19 protein-coding genes are annotated in these 23,048 nt (G+C 70.0%); 8 read left to right on the forward strand and 11 right to left on the reverse strand.

All coding sequences use genetic code 11. The annotated features are described in order from the left end of the window. The first annotated feature begins 100 nt into the window (after window positions 1–100). The gene (locus tag ABGB08_RS05360; protein WP_347586896.1) at window positions 101–2,215 is read left to right on the forward strand and encodes a WD40 repeat domain-containing protein; all 2,115 of its coding nucleotides are present in this window, start codon (window positions 101–103) and stop codon (window positions 2,213–2,215) included. On the opposite strand, the gene ABGB08_RS05365 is transcribed toward ABGB08_RS05360, so the two are convergent. Then, window positions 2,197–3,051: a LysR family transcriptional regulator gene (locus ABGB08_RS05365; RefSeq protein ID WP_347586898.1), complete on the reverse strand. Its 855-nt coding sequence runs from the start codon at window positions 3,049–3,051 to the stop codon at window positions 2,197–2,199. The two genes, ABGB08_RS05360 and ABGB08_RS05365, sit on opposite strands and share 19 nt — an antisense overlap. A gap of 70 nt (window positions 3,052–3,121) precedes the next feature. Here ABGB08_RS05365 and ABGB08_RS05370 point away from each other — a divergent pair, with 70 nt between their 5' ends. Then, window positions 3,122–3,865 carry an SDR family oxidoreductase gene (locus tag ABGB08_RS05370; protein WP_347586900.1) on the forward strand — a complete coding sequence of 248 codons (744 nt, stop codon included), beginning with the start codon at window positions 3,122–3,124 and terminating at the stop codon, window positions 3,863–3,865. Beyond that, window positions 3,862–4,266 carry a nitroreductase/quinone reductase family protein gene (locus ABGB08_RS05375; RefSeq protein WP_347586902.1) on the forward strand — a complete coding sequence of 135 codons (405 nt, stop codon included), beginning with the start codon at window positions 3,862–3,864 and terminating at the stop codon, window positions 4,264–4,266. Before ABGB08_RS05370 ends, ABGB08_RS05375 begins: the two co-directional genes overlap by 4 nt. Here the strand turns inward: ABGB08_RS05375 and ABGB08_RS05380 are convergent, their stop codons facing one another. Together ABGB08_RS05380 and ABGB08_RS05385 are read right to left on the reverse strand one after the other, a co-directional pair. Beyond that, window positions 4,267–5,160: a hypothetical protein gene (locus ABGB08_RS05380; protein ID WP_347586904.1), complete on the reverse strand. Its 894-nt coding sequence runs from the start codon at window positions 5,158–5,160 to the stop codon at window positions 4,267–4,269. It abuts the gene before it with no gap. After that, window positions 5,088–5,648 (reverse strand): hypothetical protein, encoded by a 561-nt coding sequence (locus tag ABGB08_RS05385; RefSeq protein WP_347586906.1) that lies wholly within the window; start codon window positions 5,646–5,648, stop codon window positions 5,088–5,090. Before ABGB08_RS05385 ends, ABGB08_RS05380 begins: the two co-directional genes overlap by 73 nt. A 263-nt stretch (window positions 5,649–5,911) precedes the next feature. On the opposite strand from ABGB08_RS05385, the gene fxlM reads away from it, so the two are divergent. The 5 genes from fxlM (at window position 5,912) to ABGB08_RS05410 (ending at window position 13,846) form a co-directional block, all read left to right on the forward strand. Beyond that, window positions 5,912–7,126 (forward strand): methyltransferase, FxLD system, encoded by a 1,215-nt coding sequence (fxlM, locus tag ABGB08_RS05390; RefSeq protein WP_347586908.1) that lies wholly within the window; start codon window positions 5,912–5,914, stop codon window positions 7,124–7,126. A 237-nt stretch (window positions 7,127–7,363) separates the two neighbouring features. Continuing rightward, window positions 7,364–10,264: a lantibiotic dehydratase gene (locus ABGB08_RS05395; protein WP_347586910.1), complete on the forward strand. Its 2,901-nt coding sequence runs from the start codon at window positions 7,364–7,366 to the stop codon at window positions 10,262–10,264. Beyond that, window positions 10,261–11,409: a lanthionine synthetase C family protein gene (locus ABGB08_RS05400; protein WP_347587238.1), complete on the forward strand. Its 1,149-nt coding sequence runs from the start codon at window positions 10,261–10,263 to the stop codon at window positions 11,407–11,409. Before ABGB08_RS05395 ends, ABGB08_RS05400 begins: the two co-directional genes overlap by 4 nt. A 910-nt stretch (window positions 11,410–12,319) precedes the next feature. Next, complete coding sequence (locus ABGB08_RS05405) at window positions 12,320–13,342, forward strand: RNA polymerase subunit sigma-70 (protein WP_347586912.1); 1,023 nt, start codon at window positions 12,320–12,322, stop codon at window positions 13,340–13,342. Between the two features lie 66 nt (window positions 13,343–13,408). Beyond that, a complete protein-coding gene (locus ABGB08_RS05410; protein WP_347586914.1) occupies window positions 13,409–13,846 on the forward strand; it encodes a hypothetical protein in 438 nt (145 codons plus the stop codon). 71 nt (window positions 13,847–13,917) lie between these two features. Here ABGB08_RS05410 and ABGB08_RS05415 read toward each other — a convergent pair whose 3' ends face one another. From ABGB08_RS05415 to ABGB08_RS05450, 8 genes are all read right to left on the reverse strand, one after another. Beyond that, window positions 13,918–15,123, reverse strand: coding sequence for an NAD(P)/FAD-dependent oxidoreductase (locus ABGB08_RS05415; RefSeq protein WP_347586916.1), 1,206 nt, complete (start codon window positions 15,121–15,123; stop codon window positions 13,918–13,920). Window positions 15,124–15,280: 157 nt separating this feature from the next. Beyond that, window positions 15,281–15,931 carry a PadR family transcriptional regulator gene (locus tag ABGB08_RS05420; RefSeq protein ID WP_347586918.1) on the reverse strand — a complete coding sequence of 217 codons (651 nt, stop codon included), beginning with the start codon at window positions 15,929–15,931 and terminating at the stop codon, window positions 15,281–15,283. Between the two features lie 91 nt (window positions 15,932–16,022). Further along, a complete protein-coding gene (locus tag ABGB08_RS05425) occupies window positions 16,023–17,483 on the reverse strand; it encodes an NADH-quinone oxidoreductase subunit C (protein WP_347586920.1) in 1,461 nt (486 codons plus the stop codon). After that, on the reverse strand, window positions 17,480–18,931 hold the full coding sequence (locus ABGB08_RS05430) for a proton-conducting transporter membrane subunit (protein ID WP_347586921.1): 1,452 nt from the start codon (window positions 18,929–18,931) through the stop codon (window positions 17,480–17,482). Before ABGB08_RS05430 ends, ABGB08_RS05425 begins: the two co-directional genes overlap by 4 nt. Then, window positions 18,931–19,611: a hypothetical protein gene (locus tag ABGB08_RS05435; RefSeq protein WP_347586922.1), complete on the reverse strand. Its 681-nt coding sequence runs from the start codon at window positions 19,609–19,611 to the stop codon at window positions 18,931–18,933. Before ABGB08_RS05435 ends, ABGB08_RS05430 begins: the two co-directional genes overlap by 1 nt. A 5-nt stretch (window positions 19,612–19,616) precedes the next feature. Continuing rightward, a complete protein-coding gene (locus ABGB08_RS05440; protein WP_347586924.1) occupies window positions 19,617–20,552 on the reverse strand; it encodes an NADH-quinone oxidoreductase subunit H in 936 nt (311 codons plus the stop codon). Further along, window positions 20,552–22,561: a proton-conducting transporter membrane subunit gene (locus ABGB08_RS05445; RefSeq protein WP_347586926.1), complete on the reverse strand. Its 2,010-nt coding sequence runs from the start codon at window positions 22,559–22,561 to the stop codon at window positions 20,552–20,554. Before ABGB08_RS05445 ends, ABGB08_RS05440 begins: the two co-directional genes overlap by 1 nt. Further along, on the reverse strand, window positions 22,558–23,040 hold the full coding sequence (locus ABGB08_RS05450; RefSeq protein ID WP_155358210.1) for an NADH-quinone oxidoreductase subunit B family protein: 483 nt from the start codon (window positions 23,038–23,040) through the stop codon (window positions 22,558–22,560). The genes ABGB08_RS05445 and ABGB08_RS05450 overlap by 4 nt, the downstream gene beginning before the upstream one ends. Between the last annotated feature and the right edge of the window lie 8 nt (window positions 23,041–23,048).

The raw sequence follows: 23,048 nt of genomic DNA on the forward strand, positions 1-23,048 counted from the left end.
CGTCGAGAGCGCCTTCCTGCGGGACAGCGGCGCGCTGGAGGAGAGCGAGCGCACCGCGACCAGGCGCCGTACCCGGCTCCTGCAGCGCCTGCTGGCCGGGATGGCCGCGCTCTTCCTGCTCGCCCTGCTCGGCGGGGCGGTAGCCGTACGGCAAGGGCAGGAGGCCAGGCACCAGCAGTTGGTCGCCCTGTCCGGGCAGCTGGCGTTGAAGGCCCGATCGCTCCTCAGCACCGATCCCGATCTGGCCGGGCTGCTGGCGATCACCGCGTTCCGGCTCAATCCGGAGACCGAGACGCGAGGCGGCCTGCTGAGCCAGTCGGCCGCGGCGCCCCGCCGGATCGAGCTCAACGCCGACGGGCCGGTGATCTTCGGGGTGGGGTTCAGCCCGGACGGCTCGCGGCTGGCCTCGGCGGGCACCGACGGGGTGATCACCCTCTGGGATCCACGCCGCGGCACGCGCGTCGCGAGCTTCGTGGAGCACGCGGAACTCGCCGGGACGGCAGGCGTGTACGCGAGGAAGGTGGCCTTCAGCAGCGACGGCAAGCTGCTGGCCTCCGTCGCCAGGGAGCCGGGCGTCGCGGCGACCAAGGGCTCGGTGTTCGTGTGGGATCTGGGCACCGGCCGGCCGGTGTTCCGGCGGACAGCAGACAAGCTCACCGACGCGCTGGCGCTGAGCCCCGATGGCAAGAAGATCGCCTTCGGCGTGGGCGAGGGCGCGTTCGAGGTGTGGGACCTGCCCAGCGGAAGCCGGTACACGCTGAAGGGGCACCGGGAAGAGATCGCGGCGCTGGCGTTCAGTCCCGACCAGGCATTTCTTGTGTCGGCCACCGGCGGACTCGAGAAAGCCGTCGTGTGGGATCTCGCCTCCAGGGCGAAGATCGCCGCTTTCGGACCCGAGCATGTCCACCGGGTGGCCTTCGATGCCACCACCGGCACCCTCGCCACGGCCTCGCCCTTTCACGGGATAGGCTTCTGGAAGATCGATCACGACGGTGCGACCCTGGTGTCCGAGTTGCCCAAACGGTCGCCGTACGCCTGGGACATGTCCGCTCCCGTCGCCGGCCGGATCGCCGTCGCCGACGAGAACGGCCTGATCACCGTCTGGGACATCACGCGACGCCAGACCGTCGAGACCTACCAGGACAGAAGCATCACCGAAACGTTGTCCCTGGCCTTCAGCGCCGACGGCTCGATGCTCGCCTCGGCCGGATTCGGGCGGACCATCGTGGTCCGCGAGCGGGCCCGGCCGCCGTTCAGCGGGCACAGCGGGGCCGTGAACGACGTCCGGGTCAGCCCGGATGGCCGGGTCGTCGCGTCGGCGAGCAGCGACGGGACCGTCCGGTTGTGGGACTTGTACGGGAACCCGATCGCCACGCTCGGCGACCATCCCGATCACGTCCGGGCTGTCGCGTTCAGCCCGGACGGTCACCGGCTCGCGGCCATCACGCGCAGCCATACGGTCATCGTCTGGGACGTCGACGGCAGGCGGCAGCTCGCCACGATGTCGTACAACGGGCTCGGCGCCTCCACCGACATCGACTTCGATCCGCACGGGCGTTTTCTCGCGGCGGCCGCGCTCGGGCGGATCCGGTGGGACGTTCACGATGCCCATGATGTTCACGAGGTGCCGTTTCCTGGTCCTGCGTACATCGCCTCCGCGCTGGCGTTCAGCCCGCGCGAACCCCTGCTCGCCAGCACCGACCCCGCCGGAAATCTCATCGTCTGGGACCTGGCCCGGAATCGGGCGGCCCACGACTTCAGGACCAGGCAGGGGTCGGCGCTCGACGTCGCCTTCAGCCCGGACGGCAAGCTGATCGCCACGGCGGGAGCCGACCGGACCGTCAAACTGTGGGACACGCGGACCGGAAGCCTGCACACCACGCTCACCGGACACACCGCCCCGATCCAGGCCCTCGCCTTCAGCCCCGGCGGCCACGCGCTCGCGGCCGCGGGCGACGATCGCACGATCACCATCTGGGACGTCCCGTCCAGCACGCTGACGGCCACCCTCACCGGCCACACGGCCCCGATCAAGGGCCTGGCCTTCAGCGGCGACGACGACCTGATCTCCGGAGGGGACGACGGCAAGATCATCCACTGGTCGCTGCGGCCCGATTCGATGATCGGGAAGCTCTGCCGGGAGATCGGCCGTGACCTCACCCAGAACGAGTGGGCCACCTACCTCCCGACCGAGGACTACCGGCCCACCTGCTGAAAGGACGGCTTTCTGTGGGCGGCCACGTCGGTCGCCGCGCGGACGAAAGCGGCCAGGGCCGGTGACCGGCTCTGCTCCGGCCAGGCGATCATCATGGTGATCGGCGGCGCGTCGAGAACGGGCACGTACACCACGTCACCGCCCAGATAGGCACAAGCGGACTCCGGTAGCACGGCGATGGTCCGCCCCATCACGATGAGCTGCATCAACTGCCCGGCGTCGCGCACTTCGGGGCCGCCGTCCTGAGACAGGCCCACCCAGCGCGGCAAGACCTCACCCTCCAGGTCCGCCAAGGTCACCGCCTCCTTGCCGGCCAGCCGATGCCGGGCCGGCAGGATGGCAATCTGGCCCTCGACCAGCAAGTCCTCCGAGTCGAGCCCGGTCAGGTCAGGCCGGCCATGCAGCAGCCCGACGTCGGCGAACCCGCCGCGCAGCAGGGCCGCGTGCTCGCCAAACCCACAGAACAGCACCTCCACGGGGATCGCGTCCGGCTCGCGCTCGTAGGCGGCCAGGATGTCCGGCATCATGCCACCATCGCCGACGGCTTTCGTCACCAGAACCAGCCGGGGATCCTGCCGCCCCGCCCGCTGAGCACGACGCTCTGCCGCCGCCAGCCCGTCCAGGGCCCTCCTCCCCTCATCGAGCAGCACCTGCCCCGCCGCCGTGAGCGCGACCCTTCGGCTGGTCCGCTCCAGCAACACGACACCCAGACGACGTTCGAGCTGCTTGATGGCCCTGGAGAGCGGCGGCTGCGCGATACCGAGGCGCTCCGCCGCCCGGCTGAAGTTCAGCTCCTCGGCAACCGCCACGAAATAGGCAAGCTCGCGAGCATCCATACTCCCAGGGTATCGCTCGTGACCGAGCTGGTCTTGGCCCTCCGCACCCACCCCATGGTGAAGTCCGATCATGACAGCTGACACCAAAGTCGCCCTCGTGACCGGCGCGAACAAGGGCATCGGGTACGAGATCGCCGCTCAACTCGCCGCGCTGGGCATGACGGTCCTGCTCGCGGCCAGAGATCCGGACCGCGGCGGCAAGGCGGCCGAAGCACTGCGATCCACCGGCGCCGACGCCCACCCGATCACGCTCGACGTCACCCGCCCCGCCACGGCCACGTCCGCCGCCACACAGATCGAACAACGCTTCGGCCACCTCGACATATTGATCAACAACGCCGGGATCTCCGGAAGCCTCACCCAGCAGTCACCCAGCACCGCCAGCCTCGACGCGGTACGCGAGGTATTCGACACCAACGTCTTCGGCGTGATCACGGTGACCAACGCCATGCTCCCCCTCCTGACCCGCTCCCCCGCCCCCAGGATCGTCAACGTTTCCAGCGGCGTCGGCTCGCTGACCGCCCACGCCCCCGGCGGCCCCATGGCCTGGCTCCCAGGATTAGCCGGGTACGCCCCCTCCAAAACCGCACTCAACGCCCTGACCGTGCAATACGCCAAAGACCTCCGCAAGACCGGCATCCTCGTCAACGCCGCCGACCCCGGCGGCTGCGACACCGACCTCACCAGACCAACCGGCATCCCCGTCCACCGAACCGCCACCCAGGGCGCCGCCATCGCCGTACGCCTCGCGACCCTCGGCCCCGACGGCCCCACCGGCGGCTTCTTCAACGACGACGGCCAGGTCCCCTGGTGACCACGAAAAGCTACTGCCGCCCAGGCTGGCTCACCATCAATGTGCTCAACCCTCTTATTCGACGCCTGGGAACGGCCAGCACCCTCAAAGTCACCCGACGCCAGACCGGCACCCTCCAACGCGTCCCGGTCAACGTGCTCGAACTCGCCGGAGTTCGCTATGTGGTCTCCATGCGAGGCCAAACCCATTGGGTACGCAACCTCCGCGCCGCTGGCCGCTGCACCATCCAAAGACGGGGCAGGCGCCAGCCGTACCTGGCGGTGGAACTGTCCGAGGAGCAGCAATCACCCATCATCACCGCCTACCGGTCCCAATGGCAGGTCCAACGCTTCTTCGACCAAATGCCCAACTCGATCGACCATCCGGCCTTCCGCCTTGACCCGATCGAAAGCAGGGGGTGATCAGAGGGGTGATGCCGTGGCCGAAGCGGTTCGATCCAGGAAGTTCGCGACAAGGGGTACGTCGCGCTGCGCTAGGAAGTGATTGCGCAGGTCGGTGAGGGCTCCGGTGCCGCGTACCGAGTCCACACCGCCCATTCGACTCACTGCTCGGTCGGCGGTTGCCACCGCGCCGTCCAGGTCGCCGAGTGCGATCTGAGCTTCGGCTGGCCGGGCCAGATAGATCGCGGCACCTCGCGGAAACTGGCCCTCCTGGTACGTGTCGATTGGACGAGCGTCGGCTTCGGCGGTCTCGAAGCGATGCAACGCGTCCTTCGGCTGACCCAGGTTCAGGTCACTGCTGCCGTGCAACATCAGTAGCTCGCCCCAGTTCACCCAGTACACGTAGTCCGGGTCAGCCGAGGGGTCGGTGTCACGTGCCCGATCGTAGGCGTCGGTGGCCGCGTTCTGTGCGTGCGCGGAGGCGTGGCTGTCACCAGCGCGGGCGTACGCACGCGCAAGGCGAGCTTGGAGCATGGCGTCCATGCGCGGCGACCCGATCCTGCCGCTGTAGCCGAGGGCCTTGGTGACCAGGTCGACGGCACCATTCGGGTCGCCTGTGCTGTACCGCGCGATCGCCCAGAACGACAGGACGTTGGCGGTGATGGCCGGGTCGTCGGCGGTGCGAGCGGCGCGGAGCGCGGCCAGGTAGTACTCCTCAGCCAGCGCGGGCCGTCCGGAGTCGTAGGCGGTCCATCCGCATTGGCGCGCTGCCTCGGCTCCCGCCGCGTACAGGCGGCGGCCGGTCTCCAGGGTGTAGGAGCTCTCCTGCAGAGTGCTCACGATCAGGCGCAGCTGCGCCCGGGCCGCGTGGTGCACGTGGTTGGACCCGAACTGGTCGTCCTGGCGGCGTAACACGGCAAGTGACTGCTCGAACAGGCCTGGAGTCCCAGCCCCAACGCGCCGACCGGCGCTGCTGGCGTTGGCGGGGACGGCGTCGGCGGCTTGGGCGAGGACGGGGAGATCCCCATAATGATCAAGAAGCCTCGGCGGTCCATCGGGTCTCCCTGGGCAGCGGTACGGTCGAGATGCTCCAAAGCAAGCGCGGGCGTCCACGGGTCGTCCAGCAGACGATGCCGGGTACAGGCCAGGGTCAGCCAGTGCGGCCAAGGCCGAGCGTTGATCAAGTCGGCGGGGATGCCGTGCATGGCGGCCATGGCCTGCTGGGCGCTGGACTCGGGGACGACACCGCTGCGGATCCAGCGCGAGACCCGTTTTCGATCGTGGGCGATCGGGCCATAACCGAGGTCCCGATGGACCGTGTCCAACCGCGCCAGGAAGTCCAGAGCGCTCCACCCGGCGGCGCGCAGCAGGTATTGCAGCGGATGGGTATCGACGTCGTGCACGACACACCTCCGGGTGCCAGCAACAGGCCCTGGTCGGTCCATCATGGCAGGGTCACACGTGGCAGGGGCAAGGCGCCAAGGGTGGTTCACCCGCGATGGGTACGGCTGGGTACAGTCAGCGCCTTCCCTGCCCTGCCTGCGTGGCGAAGCCTGCAGGCATTCCGGAACGGACGCGTGTGAACGCCGGCTGCCAGTGACGGCAGAGCGGCGGAGTTTCCGGCCCCGCGGCGGCTTATTAGAGAGAGGGCACCATGGTGGACACGATGAGCGCCGATGAGCTTCGGGGGGCGCTGGTCGAACGGATCGTTTCCCGGCATCGGGCGCTCGGCTTGGTGTTGTCAGATGAGATCGAGAGCGCGCTGCGGGCGGTCCCCCGTCACCTGTTCACGGGCGATGTCAACCTGGAGGCTGCCTACGAGGACACCGCCGTCGTCACCAAGCGCGACGAGAGGGGCGTCTCTACCAGCTCCGTGTCGGCTCCCTGGCTCCAGGCGATGATGCTGGGCCAGGCCGGACTCAAGCCCGGCGACCGAGTTCTGGAGGTCGGCAGCGGCGGCTACAACGCGGCACTGATCCGCGAGGTCGTCGGGCCCTCCGGCGCGGTGACCACGATCGACATCGACGCAGAGATCACCGACCGCGCCGAGCGGTACCTGGCTCACGCGGGCTACACCGATGTGGAGGTGATCTGTGCGGACGCCGAGTTCGAACTCGTCCCTGGCCGGACGTTCGACGCGATCATCGTCACAGTCGGGTCGTGGGACATCCCGCCAGCCTGGTCATCTCAGCTCGCCGAGGGCGGGCGGCTCGTCGTCCCGCTCCGCACCAAGGGTCTGACCCGCTCCTGGGTCCTAGAGGGCCAGGGCGACGTCTTGGTGAGCCGGGGTCACCAGATGTGCGGGTTCGTACCGATGCAGGGGGCGGGAGTTCATCGGGGCACCGGGATACCGCTGCTGGACGGTGACGCGGTCGGCCTGTGGCTGGACGAGGGGGAGGTCACCGAGGCGGCGGCACTGTCCGGCGTCCTGGACCAGCCCCGTGCCGAGGTGTGGACCGGCGTCACCGTGGGCGCGGGAGTGCGGTTCAGCGATCAGGATCTGTGGCTCGCCACGACCCTGCCCGGTTTCTGTTTGATCACCGCGTCGCAGGAGGCGATCGACGACGGCATCGTGGCTCTGCCGTGGCAGTACGGCACGCCGGCGTTCGTGGACGGTCCGAACCTCGCCTACCGTACGAAGCCGCGTCCGGTCGACGCCGACGGTGAGCTCTTCGAGTTCGGCGCTTTCGCGCACGGCCCGCACGCGGAGCGGTCCGCGCGGCTGCTGGCCGAGCAGATCGCCGCGTGGGACCGGGCCGGACGGCCGGTCCCTCGCCTGTCGGTCCACCCGGCTGGCACTCCGGACGCGGACCTGCCCGACGGAGCTGTGCTGGAGAAGAAGCATTCCCGTCTCGTGATCTCCTGGCCGACGGCCAGGTAGTACCCCTTCCGGATCGAAAGGGATCTTGCGATGGAGCTGAACGAATTCACCCTCGATGTCCGTCTCGTGGCTACCGGACCGGCGGTTACGGGAGTCGCCACCGAGGATTGCACCAGCGACAACTGTGGTGACACCCCGGGGAGCGCCGGCATCGCCAACTGTTAGCCCCCGTCCGGGTGTTCCCGGCTCCGTCGTGCCGGGGCCGGGAACATCCCCGCCCTGAACGGAGGATCAGCAATGGCGCATCGACCGGGCTTTCGGGCCATGGACGCCGTCGTCATTCGCGTCGCCGCCTACCCTGACGCCCTGGTTCTCCCGCCCTGGCCGGACGCCCACGTTTCCGGATGGGTGGACTGGGTCTGTCAGGTCTGGGCGTTGGCGGGTGTGGCCGAAGCCGTCGGTGTGGCGAGCCCCGACCTGGCGCGCGTACTCACGGCGTTGTGCGAGAACCCGGGCCGGTTCCGGCCGCGCCAGGTCCGCCGTGCGGCCGAGGCACTGATGCGCTATCTGCTGCGGTGGACGAGCCGGGCGACACCGTTTGGCCTGTTCGCAGGAGTCGCTCCCGTCGACCTAACCCCCACCGCTTCGGTCGTGTTCGGTGAACGGCATACCGCCCTGCGTCGCCCTGACTCCAGATGGCTCGCGGAGATGATCGACGCTCTGGAGAGCCAGCCGGAGCTGCTCCGACAACTGCCGGTCATGGCGAACAACGTGGGGTTCGCGCGCGGAGGAGATTGGGTGCTGCCCTGTCAGCCTTGCGTGGGGGGACCGTTGTCGGACGTCTCCGTGCGCTACACCAGGGCGGTCCGCATGGCCATCCAGGAGGCCAGAACCCCGATCGTCTTCGGTGATCTCCTCGCGAAACTGGCCGCCGAGTCTCCCCAGACGCCGATCGCGGTCATCGAGGAGATGCTCACTGAGTTGGTGCGCCAGCGGATCCTGCTCACGAGTGCGCGGCCGCCGATGACCGTCACCGATCCGCTCGCCCATGTCGCCACCCAGCTCGACGGGCTGGAGGGCGCCTCTGCCGCCCCCGACCCGGGTCAGCGGCTGTCGGTCGACCTGCGGCTGGACTGCAGGATTGGCCTTCCCGCCGCCGTGATCGACGAAGTCGAGGCGACTGCCGCGATCCTGGTCCGGCTGGCACCGGGACGGCCCGCCTGGCGGTCCTACCACGCCGCGTTCGTTGACCGTTATGGTCCCGGCGCTCAGGTCGGGGTCAAGGAGCTCGTGGATCCCGACCGGGGACTCGGCTACCCCGCCGGGTTCCGGGGCTCGCTCTTCGACAACGAACCGCCGCTGGCGCGCAGGGACATCGTGTTGGCGGCCCTCGCCCAGGCCGCCGCCCTGAAAGGCTGCGCCGAACTGGTCCTCAACGAGGAGACGGTGGCCGAGCTGGAGACCGCCGGCACCGCCGGGGTGGTCCCGCACACGGAGTTACGGGTCACCCTGAACGCCTCCACCCCGGCCGCGTTGGACGGCGGGGACTTCACCCTCACGGTGGCCTGCGCGTCGCGGCACGCCGGAACCTCGGTGGGCAGGTTCCTGCACCTTTTCACCGCCGACGAACAGGACCGCATCGCCGAGGCTTACCGTGGCCTTCCGACAAGTGCGGCCGGTGCGATGGCCGTGCAGCTGTCCAGTCCTCCGCTGTCGGCCCGTGCCGACGCCCTCGCCCGCACCCCGGCCGTCCTGCCAGTGCTGTCACTCGGGGAACATCGCCCGCCGCTGGACTCGGCGGTCGATCTCGACGACCTGGCGGTCACCGCCGACGCCCACTGCCTGATCTTGATGTCGCTCTCACGCGGGCGAGCGGTCGAACCGTTGATGTTGAACGCGATCGACTTGCGCCACGGCACCCACCCGCTCGCCCGGTTCCTGTGCGAGGTCAGCACCGGGACGTCCGCGCCCTGCACTCCGTTCTTCTGGGGTCGCGTCGCCAACCGGTTCGCGTTCCTTCCGCGCGTCCGTTACGGCCGTACAATACTCAGCCCAGCCCGGTGGAAGCTCACCGCCACGACCCTGCCCGCCTCAACCGCCACCTCAGCGGAATGGGTGCGGGAGTTCCAGGAGCAACGGCACATACACCGTATTCCGGACGTTGTGCAGTTCGGCGAGAATGACGTCCTGATCCGCCTGGAACTGACCGAGTATGCGCACCTGGCGCTCCTGCGCCGCCACCTGGACCAGGCAGGCAAAGCGACGCTAACCGAGTACGGAACCGACTACGGCTGGATCGATGGCCGCCCCCACGAAATCGTCGTTCCCCTCGCCTCCACCGCGACGCCCCGCCCACTGACCCGACCTCTACGGCCAGAACGGACTCACCGCGACCCGGGCCATCTGCCAGGGGCCTCATCGTGGCTGTACGCGAAACTGTTCGGGCACCCGGGACGCCAGGCCGAGCTGCTCACGATCTCCCTACCGGACCTGCTCGCCGATTGGACGCATGGTGTCCCGGACAACTGGTGGTTCATCCGCTACGACACCCCGGCACCACACCTGCGGATCCGGTTGCACCTGTACGAACAGGACCTCTATGGGGCCGCCGCGCGCTCGTTCGGGCAATGGGCGCGCACCCTTCATCATGCCGGGTTGCTCCGCGATGTCATCCTGGACACCTACCGGCCCGAGACTGGCCGGTTCGGCACCGGCCCGGTCCTGGCCGCTGCGGAGGCCGTGTTCGCAACGGACTCCGCGGTCGCGGTCGCACAGTTGCGCACTGCGGCGAACGCCCAAGCCGCGACTGCGGCGAGCCTGGTCGACCTCGCGACGGGTTTCCTCGGCGCCGACGGGCCGCATTGGCTCGTGGAGCACGTCACCCACGGCGGGGACCCGGCGCTCGATCGGCACGTGCTGCGGCAGGCCCGGCGGCCAGTGAACGTTCCGTCAAAGTTGCTGGAGCGGCGGCGGACGGCCCTCACCACCTACCGGAAGCAGCTCGACGTCAACCACATCGACGTTGTCATGGCCGACCTGCTGCATCTGCACCATGCCCGCATGATCGGAATCAATGCGGAGTCCGAGCGGATCTGCATGCGGATGGCCCGTTCTGTCGCCCAGGGCCTGATCGCGCGAGGAGGAGGGAGCGGCACATCAACCTTCGCGACCGGGCTCGCCGCCAGGCCGACGGTATAGCCCAGCAGCTCAGGACACCTCACCCAGTCGGGTCAGCAGTCCAGTCACTCAGCGGTGGCGCCGTCGGGATCGCGCTCCTGCACATCGAGCGGGCCAGTACCGGCATCGCCGACTGGCAGGACGCGCACGCCTGGCTGGCCGCGGCGGCACGCGACGAACTCACTATCGGTGCGGACGCCTGCCTTTACCACGGGGCGCCCGCGCTCGCGTTCGCGCTCCACCTAGCCGGCCGGCCCGGGTACGAACCCGCGCAGGCGATCCTGGATGAGGGCGTCGCAGCCGTCACCCGGGACCGGCTCAATTCCGCCCAACGGCGTCTCGTGCGAGGCGAACGGCCTGCCCTCGCCGAGTTCGACTTGATCAGCGGCCTCACCGGTCTCGGCGCTCACCTGTGGAGACGTGACCCCGGGGGCGATCTGGTCAAGGAGGTGCTGGCCTACCTCGTCGCTCTCACCGAACCGGTGGGCGGACTCCCGGGCTGGTGGACGATATCGTCGGCCAGCCGTACCGCTGAAGACCCGCCTGGCGGGCACGGCAACAATGGGATGGCCCATGGCATCTGCGGGCCGCTGGCTCTGCTGGCTCTCACCGCCCGTGGCGGCCTAGTCGTGCGAGGTCAGGTCGAGGCTATCGGCCGGATCTGTGCTTGGCTGGACGACTGGCGGCAGGATCACCGGGGCGCCCCATGGTGGCCAGAAATGGTCTCCTTCACCGAAGTTCAGCAGGGGCGAACCACCCAACCCGGGCCGCTGCGTCCGTCCTGGTGTTACGGCACCCCCGGGATCGCGCGCGCTCAGCAACTCGCGGCACTCGCGATCGGCGACACCGACCGCAGGCTCGCCACCGAGTCCGCCCTGATCGGATGCCTCAACGACCCACACCAGCTCCGGCGGATCGGCGACCCGAGCCTGTGCCACGGAACGGCGGGACTGTTCATGACCGTCACCGCCTTCGCGGCCGACACGCTGGCCCCCCACGATCTGCCACTTGCCCGCGTCACCGAACTGCTCCTGGACGGTTCAGCCGGCACCGGCACACCTCCGGGGTTCCTGACTGGACACGCCGGCTACGGACTTGCCCTCCACACCCTCGCCCACCGCACTCCACCCGCCAGCTTCTGGGACGCCTGCCTGCTCCTCCGCTGACCGAAAGGGGCACCTGTGCAACCTGGCCAATGGCGGCAAGCCAACGTCGCCTTCTCCGACCCCGACGACGCCGAACGCCTAGCTGTGACGCGCATCGGCCCGGCCCTGAGGAACGCGGAAGAACACGGGCTCGTCTCCACCTGGTTCTTCATCCGGAAGGAGCAGTGGAGATTGCGGTGGCTGCCCACCAGCCCCACGGCCGCCGACAGGTTACTCCACGCCCTGGCCGGAGCCGACGAGTCGATGACATGGACCTCAGTCGTCTGCGAGTTCGAGTCGCTCGCTTTCGGCGGACCTATGGGCTTGGGCGCCGCATGCACCCTCTTTCACGCCGACAGCCGCCATCTCCTGCGCTGGCTGAAGACCGAACGGCCGCTCGGACAGCGCGAGACCTCGATCCTGCTGTGCTCCGCACTGTTGCGTAGTGCCGGTTTGGACTGGTTCGAGCAGGGCGACGTATGGGCCAGGGTCAGTGACCTCCGGTCGCGCGGGAACACCATTCCCACGGACTCGGAATATGCCCCGGAACTCCTCGACGCGATGCGAACCCTTATGACCACTGATACCACCTGCCTGTGGGACCCGGCCAAGGACGGCCCGTTGTCCGGCTACCAGGCCTGGCTAACCGCATTCGCCGAAGCCGGGGCAGACCCTCGCCCGTCTGAACCGCCACGGACAACTGGAGCGCGGCCTGCGAGCCGTCCTGGCCCACCACCTCATCTTTCATTTCAATCGTGCGGGTTTGGGCGGCGCAGAGCAGGCGGTCATGGCCGCCCTCGCGGTCGAGGTCGTCTTCCACAACCCCAGAACCCCCTGCGTACGGCGTTGATGGTGAGAAGGCCGGGACGGGTCGAGGCCGAGGTGGTGCGCTGCCGTCCGTCCTAGGGTGGACGGACGCGGGAGGTGCGCTGTGGCTGAGGGTGAGGCGGGCGGTAGCGAGACGGTTGAGGCTGTTCGGGCGGGCGATCAGGGGGTGTTCGCTGAGCTTGCGGAGCGTTATCGGCATGAGCTTCGGGTGCACAGTTATCGGATGCTTGGTTCTTTCACCGAGGCGGAGGACATTGTCCAGGACACGCTGCTTCGAGCTTGGCGTAAGCGGGAGAGTTTTCAGGGGCGGTCGACGTTTCGGGCCTGGCTGTATCGGATCGCGACGAATGCCTGCCTGGATGTTCTCTCCAGTCCCGCGCGCGGCCGGGAGGTTGTCGTGGCGGCGGGTGCCGATGGGATGCGGGTGCCGATGGCTGAGGTTGGGTGGTTGCAGCCGTATCCGGACGCTTTGCTGGATCTGGCCGCGCCTGGGGAGGGGGAGCCTGACGCGGTGGTGATCATGAGGGAGACGATTGAGCTGGCGTTTCTGGCGGCTATCCAGCACCTGCCGCCGAGGCAGCGGGCGGTGTTGATCCTGCGTGACGTGCTGGGCTGGCCTGCGGCCGAGACCGCGGCGGCGCTTGAGTTGAGCGTTGTCTCGGTCAAGAGCGCGCTGCAGCGGGCCCGGGTGACGATGCGCGAGCAGTTGCCTGAAAGGCGTTCGGACTGGGGGCGGGGTGCCCCGCCGAGCGAGGAGGAGCGTGCCGTGCTCCAGCGCTACCTGGAGGCCTCCGACCGAGCCGACCTCGCGGCGCTGGCCGAGTTGTTGCGTGCGGACGCACGGCAGACGATGCCTCCGCTGGCGGCCGTGTACGACGGGCGGGAGGCGATCCTGGCGATGTGGCGACCGGTCCTGGTCGGGCCGGAGGCTTGGGGCGAGTGGCGCGGGGTGCTCACCGCAGCGAACCGGCAACCCGCGGTGGCCAACTATGTCCGGCGGCACGGCGAGCGTGATTTCTCCGCCGTCAACCTCGACGTCCTGCGGATCGAAGGCGACCAGGTCGTGGAGATCACCACGTTCGGCGTCGAGCTGTTCACCGCGTTCGGGCTGGTCACGAGCTTGTGAGCGCGCGCCGATTCCTTTGAGTCCGCCCGCCCGTCATACGGGTGAGACACGAAGAGAGGAATGATCATGACCGAGAATATCCCGGACCCGGCGGTCAAGGCCCTGGATCGGCTGGTCGGTGTGTGGCGGGTCACGGGCGGGACCCAGGGGACGGTCACCTACCGGTGGTTGGCGGGTGGCTTCTTCCTTGTTCAGGACATCGAGATGGAGTCGGAGGGTAAGCCCATCAAGGGTGTGGAGATGATCGGCCGCGAGCGTACGTTCGGGTCGGAGGAGCCGGGCAAGGACATCAAGTCCCGCTACTACGGCAGCAATGGCGAGACCTTCGACTACGTGTACGAACTGGACGGCGACACCCTCACCATCTGGGGTGGCGAGAAGGGATCGCCCGCCTACTACCAGGGCACCTTCAGCCTGGACGGGAACACGGTGACCGGCGCGTGGGTCTACCCGGGCGGCGGAGGCTACGACTCCGCCATGACCAGGATCACGACCAGCCACTAAACACCTCCGGCCGGACCATGATCGAACGCCTGGTGGTGCATTCGGTGAATGTGCCACCAGGCGTTGAGATTTCAGGAATGCACCAGATCCGACGTCACCGGGGCGTCCCAGTCGATCACGTAGCGCTGCTCGGGGCCGAGCGTCTTCTCCGGGTTCATGGCGATCTTCATCAGGAGCGGCATCAGCAGGGGCATCAGCGCTCTGGCCACCGCGCCCGGAGCCTTGGCCTGGTTGATGCGTGCCGCGCGGCGGGCGACCTTCTCCACGCGTTCGCGCCGCAGGCGCTCGAAGGTGGCGTACGCCGAGGGGATGTCGGGCAGGTCGCGCAGGCAGCGGGCCAGTTGCACCGCGCTCTCGATCGCCAGCGAGGCGCCCTGGCCCGAGCTGTTGGAGGGGGCGTGCGCCGAGTCGCCGACCAGCACCATGCGGCCCCGATGCCAGTGCTTGACGGGCGGCATGATGTGCAGCGATCCCACCACCTGCAGCTCGTCGGCGTTGCTGGTCAGCAGCAGGTCACGGCCGGGATCGTCGTCGGCGAAGGTGGCGCGCAGGGTTCGCATCCACTCGGATGAAGGCACCGCGCGGGCCTCGGTGAGGCTCATCGGCCGCTCCTGCGGCAGGTTGATACCCCACCGGGTGCCGCCGCCTGGCTCCGGCCAGTAGAGGTAGTAGCCGCCCTTGCCGAAGGCGAAGGTCATCGTGCCGGGCTCGGCGTCAATCTCGTGCCGCGCGACCGCCTCGAATCCGAGCAGCCCGGTGTATAGGGGACCGGCCGCGTTCGGGTCGATGAGGCGGCGCACCGTGGATCGCACGCCGTCTGCCCCGACGAGGATGTCCGCGGTGGCGGTGCTGCCGTCGGCGAACCTGGCGGTGATGCCGGAAGCGGTTTCCTGCGTGTCGACCAGGCGCTTGCCGTGCTCGATGGTCACACCGCCGGCGACGGCGCGGTCGTGCAGGGAGCGGTGGAGATCGCTGCGGTGCACCAGTTGCAGGGGCGGCACGTCGGCCAGGCCAGGCATGTTCAGGTGCTTGCCGCCCACAGACATGACCATGCGCGGGAGCGGCGTGGAGATCGCGGTCACGGTTTCGGCCGCGCCGATGGTACGCAGGGCCGCGACGCCGTTCGGCGCGAGCGCGAAGGTGCCGCCGATGCCGTCGGCGGTACTGGGGTAGGCCTCGTAGACGGTTGCCGTGATGCCCGCCTTGTGCAGCGCGAGTGCGGCCACGGGGCCGGCGATGCCGCCGCCGATGACGATCGCTGTCTTTACCTGAGTCATGGTCTTCTCCCTTGGGTGATCGGTATCGCAGGTCCGAACCGCCCTGGGAGGGAGCAGGCTATCCTCGTGGTTGCCGCCTCGGGCCGAGCGCCTTCCCAGGTGTGGTTCGAGGAAAGGGTCCCGGCGTGGTGTTGGCGCACCGCGCCGGGGCCCTGAATCAATCCGTGGAGCTGGTCCTTTCGGCTAGTTCGGTCAGCTCCGCCGGAATCTCGCCGGTTTCGTGGAAGGCCCGCCACGCGTCCAGCCCCGGGTAGGCGCCCGAGGTGAGCTCGGCGAGCAGCGAGCGGATCCAGGCCGCTTCCGCCTCCTGGATGGCCAGGTCGTATTCCGACTCGACCAGGAACAGCCGCGGGATGTTCTGCCGCAGGTACTGCGCCAGCTCCTCGCGTGCGGCGGTGAGGTGGTCTTCGAGCAGGTCCAGCCGCCGCCGCAGGAGGCTCGTGGCCTCGTCCGGGTGGAGGGCGGCCAGCACCGACAGGCCGGCGCGGAAGCGCGGATGTTCCCGCACGGGCGTGGAGACCAGCTCGCGCGCCCAGTCGACGAGCTCCGCGCGGCCGTCGTCGGTGATGCGATAGACGGTGCGCTCGGGCCTACGGCCTTCGCGGACGCTCTCCACGGCCTCGATCAGGCCGTGTTTGTCCATGTTGCGGACGACTGTGTAGAGAGATCCCCACTTGATCTCCATGTCCTGGTCTTTGCCCCAGCCGCGCAGTGCGGTGGCGATCTCGTAGGGGTGCATGGGGCGCTGGACGAGGGCGGACAGCACGGCGAGTGCCAGCAGGTTGCTGACCTTGCGCTGCTTCGGCATTCCCCGCACCTCAATATCCTCGTTCACGATTACTTGTAGACGAGTATATGCACACGAATAAGCGAGGAGCAAGAGGCCCTGCGAGCCACGGCTACAGGTCGTTGCCTGCGTAGGACAGGTTGAAGCTCTTGTTGACCAGGGGGAAGTCGGGCACGATCGCGCCGTCGAGGGCGACGGGCAGCGCGGGCCAGTTGAAGAACGACGGGTCGACGATCTTCACGCGGGCGAGCGTGCCGTCGGGGGCGAGCTCCACCCGGTGGACGATGGTGCCGCGCCAGCCTTCGGCGATCCCGACCCCGGACGCGTGCCGGTCGATCGATGGAGGTGTGCTCCGGCCGGAGGCCGATCTGCCGACCAGCCAGGAGATCAGGGCGATGGAGGCGGCGATCTCGTCCGCGCGGATCTGGAAGCGGGCCAGGACGTCCCCGCCGGTGCGCAGGGCCGGGGTGAACGAGCCGAGGTCGGCGCTGGGATGATCCCGGCGGGCGTCCGCGTCGAGACCGCTGGCACGGGCGACGTAGCCGAGAGTGCCCAGGTCGCGGGCGGCCTCAAAACGCAGGAGTGCGGTGCCGGTGAACCGGTCGGCGACCACGGTGTGGGACAGGGCGAGCTCGACGATCTCGGCGACGTCCGCCCCGATGGCCGCCAGGCGGGCCGGATCGGGCAGCGCGCGGAGCGCCGCGCCGCCCAGGATCACGCCGCCGCGGAGCAGCCGGTGCCCGGTGACCTCGTCGTTGACGCGCAGGAGCTGCTCGCGCACCCGTCCCGCGTGCGCGTGCAGGATGCCGTGGGCGACGTCGTTGCACAGCGCGCCGAGGTCGGTGACGTGGTTGTAGAGGCGTTCCAGCTCCAGCAGGATCGCCCGCGCGCTGCGCGCCTCCTCCGGCACCGCCGTGCCGGTGGCCTCCTCCACGGCCAGGCAGTAGGCCAGGGCGTGGCCGACGGAGGTGTCGCCGCTCACCCGTTCGGCCAGCGGCAGCGCGTCGGCCGGGGCTCGGCCCTGGAAGAGCTTCTCGATGCCCTTGTGGACGAACCAGAGCCGGGCTTTGAGCTTGAGGACGGTCTCGCCGACGACGGAGAAGCGGAAGTGCCCGGGTTCGATGAGTCCGGCGTGTACGGGACCGACGGGAATCTCGTACACGCCCGGCCCTTCCACGGTGAGGAAGGGAAACGGTCCCTCGGGGTCGCCGAAGGCGGGGGGCGGGCCCGCGTCGGCACGCATCGGGTACCAGCCGCGTGGCCAGTGGTGGTGGCGGACCAGGCGCCGGGGCTGCGGGTGGTCGAGCGGCGTGATGCCGTACAGGTCGCGGATCTCCCGCTCGAAGCGGCCGGCGGGGAACGACACCCGCGCGAGGCTGGGCAGCGTGGGGTCGTCCGGCGGCAGGTGGAGGTGGAGTTCGGTGTGGTCGAGGCCGGGGGCGGCGAACAGGTAGACCACGCCGAATCCCCGGGCCTGCTGGTGGGCCGACATCAGGGCGAGCCGGTGGCCCCGGGCGATCAGCTCGGTGGCCGCGCCGGTCAGGTCGCCGGGGGTGAGGGTGCGTGTGGTCATGGCAGGGCTCCGGCGATGGCCGCGGCGGTCCGCAGCAGGGTGTTCAGGGGTCCGGCGGCGACGCCCAGGACGGCGCACGCGGCCAGCCCGGCGATCAGCGCGGCGGCCACGCTGCGGGGCATGGGGATGGCGTCGGCCGGGGAGGCGGGGCCCAGGAGCATGTCCCTGGCGTGCCGGCCGAGGGCGGCGGCGATGACCAGCACCAGCACGAAGGCCGGTGCGATCACCCAGCCGAGACCGGCGGAGAAGCCGGCCCTGGCGATGCCCAGCTCGCTGGCGAACAGGCTGAACGGTGGCAGCCCGAGCAGGGCCAGCAGGCCGAGCGCGAACGCTCCGGCCAGCAGCGGCGCGCGCGCCGCCAAGCCGCGCACGGCATGGATGCGGCTGCTGCCGACGGCCTGGTGGAGGTGCCCGGCGCTGAGGAACAGCACCGATTTGCCCAGCCCGTGGCCGAGGATGTGCAGCAGGACGGCGGCCAGCGCGAGCGTGCCGCCGATGGCCGTGCCCAGGGCGATCAGCCCCATGTGCTCGATGCTGGAGTAGGCCAGCAGGCGCTTGTAGTCACGCTGGGCCAGCAGCAGCAAAGCCGTGACGATCAGGGAGGCCAGGGCCACGATGACGAGCAGCAGGCGGGTGAAACCGGTGCCGAGGGCGGCGTCGGCGATCACCTTGACCCGCAGGATCGCGTAGAACGCCACCGACAGCAGCACTCCGGACATCAGCGCGGAGACCGGCGCGGGGGCCTGGCTGTGGGCGTCGGGCAGCCAGGCGTGCAGCGGCGCGAGCCCGGCCTTGGTGCCGAAGCCCAGCACGAGCAGGACCACGGCGATCCGCATCACCCCGGGGTCGAGCCGGCCGGCGTGCTGGGACAGGGTCGTCCAGTCCAGGGAGGCCACGCCCACGTGGGCGGCCGCGTAGTGCACCAGCACGATGCCCAGCAGCGCCAGCGCGATACCGACCGAGCAGATGACCACGTATTTCCAGGCCGCCTCGGTCGCCTCCCGGGTGTGCCGGTGGCCGACGAGGAAGGCGGTGACGATGGTGGTCGCCTCCACCGCCACCCAGAGCATGCCCAGGCTGGAGGAGAGCACGGCCAGGGCCATCGCGGCGACGAAGGCCTGGGTGAGGACGCCGTAGCGGCGCATGGCGCGCGGCCAGGTGTGCCCGGCGGCCAGTTCGGCCGCCAGGTAGGCGGGGCTGGCGGACATCGCGAGCAGGGCCACCACGCCGATCACGATCAGCATGTACGCGCTGAGCGCGTCCGCCCGCAGCAGCCCCCACAGCGCGGCACCCGGCCCGGTCACGGCGAGCCCGATCGCGGCGGCGAGCAGCCCGGCCGCGGCCGCCGCGCCCAGCCACGCGGTCACCCGGTTCCAGCCGAACACCGCGCAGCCACCGGCGGCGAGCAGGGGAAACCCGACAGGGGCGAGTATCAGCAGGGTGTTCATCAGTCGTGCAGCTCCCGGAGCTCGTCCAGGTCGGTGCCGCCGAAAGCGGCGCGCATCCGGGTGGTCAGAACCTGGAACACCAGCACGGCCAGCAGCACGTCCATCGAGATCCCCAGCTCGACCACGAGCGGCACCCCGCTGGTGGTGAGGAACGCGGTCATGGTGATGGCGTTGTCCATCAGCAGGAAGCCCACCACCTGCGACAGCGCGCGGCGCCGGGTGACCAGGACGAAGAACCCGACCAGCAGCACGGTCAGCGCGATCGGCACGGCCTGGGTGGCGGGCGTGGGCGACAGCCGTATCAGGGGCTGAGCGACGGCGTAAGCCAGCATGGCCAGCACCGCCGCCACCAGCAGCGAGGTCGCCACGTTCACCACGGGCCGCACTTCCCTGCCCGCACCGCCGGCGATCAGGGCGCGGCGCATCAGGTACGGCAGCAGCCCCGCGCGAAGCGCCCCGACACCGAGCCCGACGGCGACCAGTTCCACATCCTGCTCGTACACGCCGAGTACGACGATCAGCGCCGCCAATGCGATGCCCTGCAGGGCGAACAGCCGGACGATCGCCGCCAGGTCGCGCCGCCAGAGCACCATCATCCCGGTCAGCAGGAACGCGCCGCAGGCCAGGTCCAGCAGCGGGACGTACAGCGAGGACGGCAAGGTGAACATCGTTTCAGTCATGGACCTCACGCCAGGAAGAAGGACGCCGCGACGGCCAGCAGGGCCATCAGGAAGGACCCGGCGAGCAGTTCGGGGATGCGGAACAGCCGCAGCTTGGCCATGAACACCTCACCGACCGCCAGGAGGGCGCCCAGCAGAGCCACCTTGGCGATGACGACCACCGCCGCCAGCAGCAGGGCCAGCGGCCCAGCGTTCCCGGTCGCGATGCCCCACGGGGCGAACAGGCTGGTCAGCAGGCCGAGCAGGACCGAGAGGCGCATCGCGGACGCCCACTCGATGAGCGCCAGATCGGGCCCTGCGTACTCCAGCACCATGGCCTCGTGGATCATGGTCAGTTCCAGGTGGGTGGACGGGTTGTCCACCGGGATCCGGCCGGTCTCGGCGATCGTGACGATCGCCAGCGCGGCCGCCGCGAGCAGGCTGGCCGGGGAGATCACGGCCAGCGGGTCGGCCACCACCGAGGTGACGATCGTGCCCAGGTTGGTGGTGCCGACCCGGACCGACAGCGCGAACACCGACAGCAGGATGGTGGGTTCCACCAGCGCGAGCACGATCATCTCCCGGCTGGCGCCCATCCCGCCGAACGCGGTGGAGGTGTCCAGGGCGCCCAGCGCGAGCGCGACCGAGCCCAGCGCCAGCAGCGCCACCACCGCGAACAGGTCGGCGACCTCGTCCAGCGGCGAGGTAGTGGACACCAGCGGCACCACGGCCGCCACCACGAGCACGGTGCCGGCCAGCAGCAGCGGCGCGGCCCGGAACACCCAGCCGGTGCCGTCGGGGGCGATCGGCTCCTTGCGCACGAGCTTGCGCAGGTCCCGCCATGGCTGGCCGATCCCCGCGCCCGCCCGGCCTTCCAGCCGGGCCCTGACCTGGCGCATCATCCCGACCAGCAGGGGGGATCCCACCGCGACGAGAACCACCTGCAGCACCGCTCCGGCCATCACTGGAACACCGCCAGCATGATCAGCGCGCCGGTGAGCGCCCAGAATCCGTAGGCCAGGTAGCGGTGCACGCTCCCGGTGGCCAGGTGCCGCGCGCCCCGGCCGACGAAGGTGAGCACGGACAGCACCGGCTCGTACAGGCGACGCTCGATCCGGTCGGGCACCTTGGCCCGGAACCGCACAGATTCCACCAGGTAGGCGGATTCCTTGACCGGGGTCACGTCCACGTCGCTCTCCGGGGCCAGCACGTTGTCGAAGACCCGCTGCAGCGGCTCGGCGAACGAGGTCGCGGTGTACTCCATCCGGGCTGACATCGGGCCTCCGCCACAGTCCCACAGGCGGGCGGCTCGCCGTACCCGGCGGGTGGCGAACACCCGGGTCAGGGCCAGCGCGCCCGCGACCGCCACGCCCAGCGCGACGGCGATGAGCAGCGGCGAGATCACGCTGGAGATCCCGGCCAGGTGCAGGGACACCTCGCCGGTCACCGCGCCGGGGCCGGGGAGCGCCACGGCCACCGCGTGGCTCAGAACGGGGAGGATCGCGGTGGGCGCGAGCGCCAGGACCAGGCAGCAGCAGGCGGCCAGGGCCATCCCGCCGAGCATGGCCGGGGGACTTTCGGCCGCGCGTGCGGCCTCCGGGCCGCGCGGTTTGGCGAGGAATCCGATGCCGAAGGCCTTGACGAAGGTGGCCACCGCCAGCCCGGCCGACAGCGCGATCACGCCCACGGCCAGTGGCATGGTCACCGCCCCCACCACGCCGGAGGTCGGCAGCGCGTGGATCAGGCTCTGCAAGAGCAGCCACTCGCTGACGAACGCGTTCCCCGGCGGCAGCGCGGACGCGCACAGCGCCCCGACCGCGAACAGCCCGGTCGTGTACGGCATGCGCGTGCGAAGCCCGCCCAGCTGATCGAGATCGCGCGTCCCGGTGGCCCGCTGCACCGAGCCCGCGGCGAGGAACAGCAACGTCTTGAATCCGGCGTGGTTGACCACATGCAGCAGCGCGGCGGTCAGGGCCAGGGCCGCCAGGACGGCGTTGCCCCAGGCGGCGAACAGGCCCGCCGCGCCGACTCCGATCAAGACCAAGCCCATGTTCTCCGTGGTGGAGTGGCCGAGCAGGCCTTTGAGGTCGGCGGCCACGGCGGCCTGCAGGATGCCGTACAGCGCGGAGATCGCGCCCGCGATGAGCACGACCATCCACCACCAGACCGGTCCGCCGTGCAGCAGGTCCAGGCCGACGCGGACGATGCCGTACACACCCATGTTGACCATGGCGGCGCTCATCAGGGCCGAGATCTGGCTCGGGGCCTCGGGGTGGGCTCGGGGCAGCCACACGTGCAGCGGGACGATGCCGGCTTTGGAGGCGAATCCCACCACCGTCGCCAGGAACACCGTGCCCCGCAGGGCGGGGGACAGTTCCGCGTGCCTGAGCTGGTCGAAGGACTCGCCGCCCGCTCCGGCCGCGAAGGCGAGGAGGCCGGCCAGGATCGTGACGAAGCCGAGGTGGGTCATCACGCCATACCAGAGACCGGCCTCGCCCACCGCGGACCGGTGCCGGTGATCGGCCACCACCAGCAGCAGGGAGGTGATCGCCATCAGCTCCCACGCCACCAGGAACGTGCTCACGCTCGCGGCGGCGGGCACCAGCAGCAGCGCGGCCACGAACAGGGGCGCGGTGGCCTGCACCACCCGACCGTCGAGGCCGTCGCGCGAATAGCCGATGCCGTAGATCGCCGCGCAGAGCGCCACGACGCCGGTGACCGCGAGGAACAGCCCGGCCAGCGGATCGATCGCCAGCCTGACCCCGGCCAGCGGGAGCAGCTCGGGGAGCCAGGCCGACCAGGATTCGCCGAGCAGGGCCGCCAGGCCCGCCGCCGTGCCCAGCGCGCCCGCGCCCGCCGTACCGAGACCGGCCAGCGGGAGCCGCAGACGGGTCGGCGCGACGAGCCCGGCCAGCGCCGAGGCCGCGCAGACGGCCAAGGCGGTGCAGAACAGCGTGCCGACCAGGTTCATCGGCCGGTCAGCTCGCGCAGCGCCGCGACGATCGCCTCCGGTCGCGGCGGGCAGCCCGGAATCTCCGCGTCCACCGGCACCACGTCGCTGACCGGTCCGGTCACGCCGTATGCCCCGGCGAACGCACCGCAGTTCCTGGCGCAGTCACCCAGCGCGATCACCAGGCGGGGCTCCGGCACCGCCTCGTAGGTGCGGCGCAGGGCCATCTCCATGTTGCGCGTGACCGGTCCGGTCACCACCAGGGCGTCGGCGTGGCGGGGAGAGGCCACCAGCCGCGCGCCGTAGCGCTCGGCGTCGTACACCGGGCCGAAGACCGAGGCGATCTCCACCTCGCAGCCGTTGCACGAGCCCGCGTCCACGTGCCGGAGTTGCACGGAGCCGCCCAGCTCGGCCGCCGCGGGCAGGACATTGCCTGGGGCACGCTCCGGGGCGGGTTCCGCCACCCGGCCGGTCTTTCTGATCTTTTGCCACAAACTCACTACCGCGA

It is taken from the genome of Acrocarpospora sp. B8E8, assembly GCF_039871605.1.
In the GTDB taxonomy this organism is placed as follows: domain Bacteria; phylum Actinomycetota; class Actinomycetes; order Streptosporangiales; family Streptosporangiaceae; genus Acrocarpospora; species Acrocarpospora macrocephala.